Here is a 4,066-nt window from a genome sequence, read left to right on the forward strand (position 1 = left end):
AGCGCTTTAAAACCAGTAGGCATTTTCGTAAGGTTCGCTTGATGTACCAAGATGAGGCTGGTTTCGGTAGAATCAGTAAACTGGGATCTTGTTGGGCTCCAATGGGAGTAGGTCCACATGTCCATAGTCACTATATACGAGAATTTCGCTATTGTTACGGAGCTGTTGATGCCCATACAGGCGAATCATTTTTCTTAATCGCTGGTGGATGTCATACTGAGTGGATGAACGCCTTTTTAGAAGAGCTTTCACAAGCTTATCCAGATGATTATCTTTTACTCGTTATGGACAATGCCATATGGCATAAATCAAGTACCTTAAAGATTCCGACTAATATTGGCTTTACCTTTATTCCTCCATACACACCAGAGATGAACCCCATTGAACAAGTGTGGAAAGAGATTCGTAAACGTGGATTTAAGAATAAAGCCTTTCGAACTTTGGAAGATGTCATGAATCAACTTCAAGATGTTATACAAGGACTGGAGAAGGAGGTGATAACGTCCATCGTTAATCGGAGATGGACTAGAATGCTTTTTTGGCATAAATGAACAATTTTATTTTTCAGAATATATCAAATATAACAAATAACTCTTAAAATTCAGAAAATTCTATTGACAGGACTTGAAAAAGAGTCTATAATGAATAAAAAACAAAGGAGAATACTATGAAAACAAGAAAAGTATTGGCTCTTGCGGGAGTAACCTTATTAGCAGTTGGTGTTTTAGCTGCTTGTTCTGGGGGTTCAGGTGCTCAAGGTGAAAAAACCTTTGCATTTACCTACGAGACACATCCAGATAATCTCAACTATTTGACAACTGGTAAGGCAGCAACTTCTGAGATTACTAGTAATGTGATTGATGGATTGCTTGAAAATGATAAATACGGGAACCTTGTTCCTTCATTGGCAGAAGACTGGTCAGTTTCTAAGGATGGCTTGACTTATACTTATAAGATTCGTCAGGATGCCAAGTGGTATACATCTGAGGGAGAAGAGTATGCTCCTGTTAAGGCTCAGGACTTTGTGACAGGTCTTAAATATGCAACAGATAAGAAAGCGGATGCTCTTTACTTGGTACAGGATTCAATCAAAGGTCTGGATGCCTATGCCAAAGGTGAAATCACAGACTTCACTCAAGTCGGGATTAAAGCCCTTGACGACCAAACAATCCAATACACCTTGAACAAACCTGAAAGTTTTTGGAATTCCAAAACAACAATGGGTGTGCTTGCGCCAGTTAATGAAGAGTTTTTGAATTCAAAAGGGGATGATTTTGCCAAAGCTACGGATCCAAGTAGTCTCTTGTATAACGGTCCTTATTTGTTGAAATCCATTGTGACCAAATCTTCCGTTGAATTTGCGAAAAATCCGAACTATTGGGATAAGGACAATGTGCATATTGACAAAGTTAAATTGTCATTCTGGGATGGGCAAGATACCAGCAAACCAGCAGAAAACTTTAAAGATGGTAGCCTTACAGCAGCTCGTCTTTATCCAACAAGTGCAAGTTTCGCAGAGCTTGAGAAGAGTATGAAAGACAATATCGTCTATACTCAACAAGACTCTACGACTTATCTAGTAGGGACAAATATTGACCGTCAATCTTATAAATACACATCTAAGACTAGCGAAGAACAAAAGACATCTACTAAAAAGGCTCTCTTAAATAAGGATTTCCGTCAGGCTATTGCCTTTGGATTTGACCGTACAGCCTATGCCGCTCAGTTGAATGGAGAAACTGGAGCAAGCAAAATCTTGCGCAATCTCTTTGTGCCACCAACATTTGTTCAAGCAGATGGGAAAAACTTTGGCGATATGGTCAAAGAAAAATTAGTAACCTATGGGGATGAATGGAAGGATGTTAATCTGGCCGATTCACAAGATGGTCTCTACAATCCAGAAAAAGCCAAGGCTGAATTTGCCAAGGCTAAGTCCGCTTTACAAGCAGAAGGTGTGACTTTCCCAATTCACCTAGATATGCCTGTTGACCAGACAGCAACGACAAAAGTTCAACGTGTCCAATCTATGAAACAATCCTTGGAAGCAACTTTAGGAACTGATAATGTCGTTATTGATATCCAACAATTGCAAAAAGATGAATTGCTTAATGTAACTTTATTTGCTGAAAATGCTGCTGGCGAAGACTGGGATTTATCAGATAATGTCGGTTGGGGTCCTGATTTTGCCGATCCATCAACCTACCTTGATATTATCAAACCTTCTGTAGGAGAAAGTACTAAAACATATTTAGGATTTGACTCAGGGGAAGATAATGTAGCTGCTAAAAAAGTAGGTCTATATGACTACGAAAAATTGGTTACTGAAGCTGGTGATGAGGCTACAGATGTTGCTAAACGCTATGATAAATACGCTTCAGCCCAAGCTTGGCTGACAGATAGTGCTTTGATTATTCCAACTACATCTCGTACAGGGCGTCCAATCTTGTCTAAGATGGTACCATTTACAATACCATTTGCATTGTCAGGAAATAAAGGTACAAGCGACCCAGTCTTGTATAAATACCTTGAAATTCAAGACAAGGCAGTTACTGCAGATGAATACCAAAAAGCTCAAGAAAAATGGATGAAAGAAAAAGCAGAATCCAATAAAAAAGCGCAAGAAGAACTTGCAAAACATGTGAAATAAAATAAAAAGAGACTGAGTCAAAAGTCCTAAAAATCAGAAAAACGCATAGTATCAGGTGTTGATGTACTGCACCCCAAAAGTTAGACAGAAAAAATCTAACTTTTGGGGTGTTTTTATTATGAAATTAACTCATGATGATAAAGTTCAGATCTATGAACTTAGAAAACAAGGATATAGCTTAGAGAAGCTTTCAAATAAATTTGGGATAAACAATTCTAATATTAGGTACATGATTAAATTGATTGATCGTTACGGAATAGAGTTCGTCAAAAAAGGAAAAAATCGTTACTATTCTCCTGATTTAAAACAAGAAATGATTGATAAAGTCATACATGAAGGCTGGACTAAAGATAGAGTTTCTCTTGAATACGGCCTCCCAAGTCGTACGATACTTCTTAATTGACTAGCACAATACAAGAAAAACGGGTATACTATTGTTGAGAAAATAAGAGGGAGAGTACCTAAAATGGGACGTAAGCCAAAAAAGAGACCTGAAGAGAGAACAGAATTAGAACGTCTTCAAGCAGAAAATGAGTACCTGAGAGCGGAGAATGCTATCCTAAAAAAGTTAAGAGAACTCCGATTGAAGGAGGAAAAAGAGAAAGAAGAAAGACAGAAATTGTTCAAGAATTAATGACTGAGTTTTCGTTAGATCTTCTTTTAAAAGCCATTAAACTAGCTCGTTTGACCTACTACTATCACTTGAAACAGCTAGATAAACCAGATAAGGACCAAGAGCTTAAAGCTGAAATTCAATCCATCTTTATCGAACACAAGGGAAATTATGGTTATCGTCGGATTTATTTAGAACTAAGAAATCGTGGTTATCTAGTAAATCATAAAAGAGTTCAAGGCTTGATGAAAGTACTCAATTTACAAGCTAAAATGCGACAGAAACGAAAATATTCTTCTCATAAAGGAGACGTTGGTAAGAAAGCAGAGAATCTCATTCAACGTCAATTTGAAGGCTCTAAAACAATGGAAAAGTGCTACACAGATGTGACAGAATTTGCCATTCCAGCAAGTACTCAAAAGCTTTACTTATCACCAGTTTTAGATGGCTTTAATAGTGAAATTATCGCCTATAATCTTTCAACTTCACCCAACTTAGAACAAGTACAAACAATGTTGGAACAGGCATTCACAGAGAAGCACTACGAGAATACGATTCTCCATAGTGACCAAGGCTGGCAATATCAACACGATTCTTATCATCGGTTCCTAGAGAGTAAGGGAATTCAAGCATCCATGTCACGCAAGGGCAACAGCCCAGACAACGGTATGATGGAGTCCTTCTTTGGGATTCTGAAATCGGAAATGTTTTACGGTTATGAGAAGTCGTTTCAGTCGCTTAAGCAATTGGAACAAGCTATTGTAGACTATATTGATTACTACAACAATAAACGAATTAAGGTAAAA

General features: G+C 37.8%; 2 protein-coding genes and 1 pseudogene. All 3 read left to right on the plus strand.

Features of this window, described 5'->3' with window-relative positions:
- Nucleotides 1-551, plus strand: a 551-nt coding sequence (locus tag HT691_RS08620) for an IS630 family transposase (protein WP_172925331.1), incomplete at its 5' end; no start/stop codon positions are given.
- Between the two features lie 116 nt (nucleotides 552-667).
- Nucleotides 668-2,647, plus strand: a complete 1,980-nt coding sequence (locus HT691_RS08625; protein ID WP_172925332.1) for a peptide ABC transporter substrate-binding protein — start codon at nucleotides 668-670, stop codon at nucleotides 2,645-2,647.
- 118 nt (nucleotides 2,648-2,765) lie between these two features.
- Nucleotides 2,766-4,066: pseudogene (locus tag HT691_RS08630) on the plus strand (IS3 family transposase); the annotation flags it as partial.

Source organism: Streptococcus sp. 477, assembly GCF_013277295.1.
In the GTDB taxonomy this organism is placed as follows: domain Bacteria; phylum Bacillota; class Bacilli; order Lactobacillales; family Streptococcaceae; genus Streptococcus; species Streptococcus pseudopneumoniae.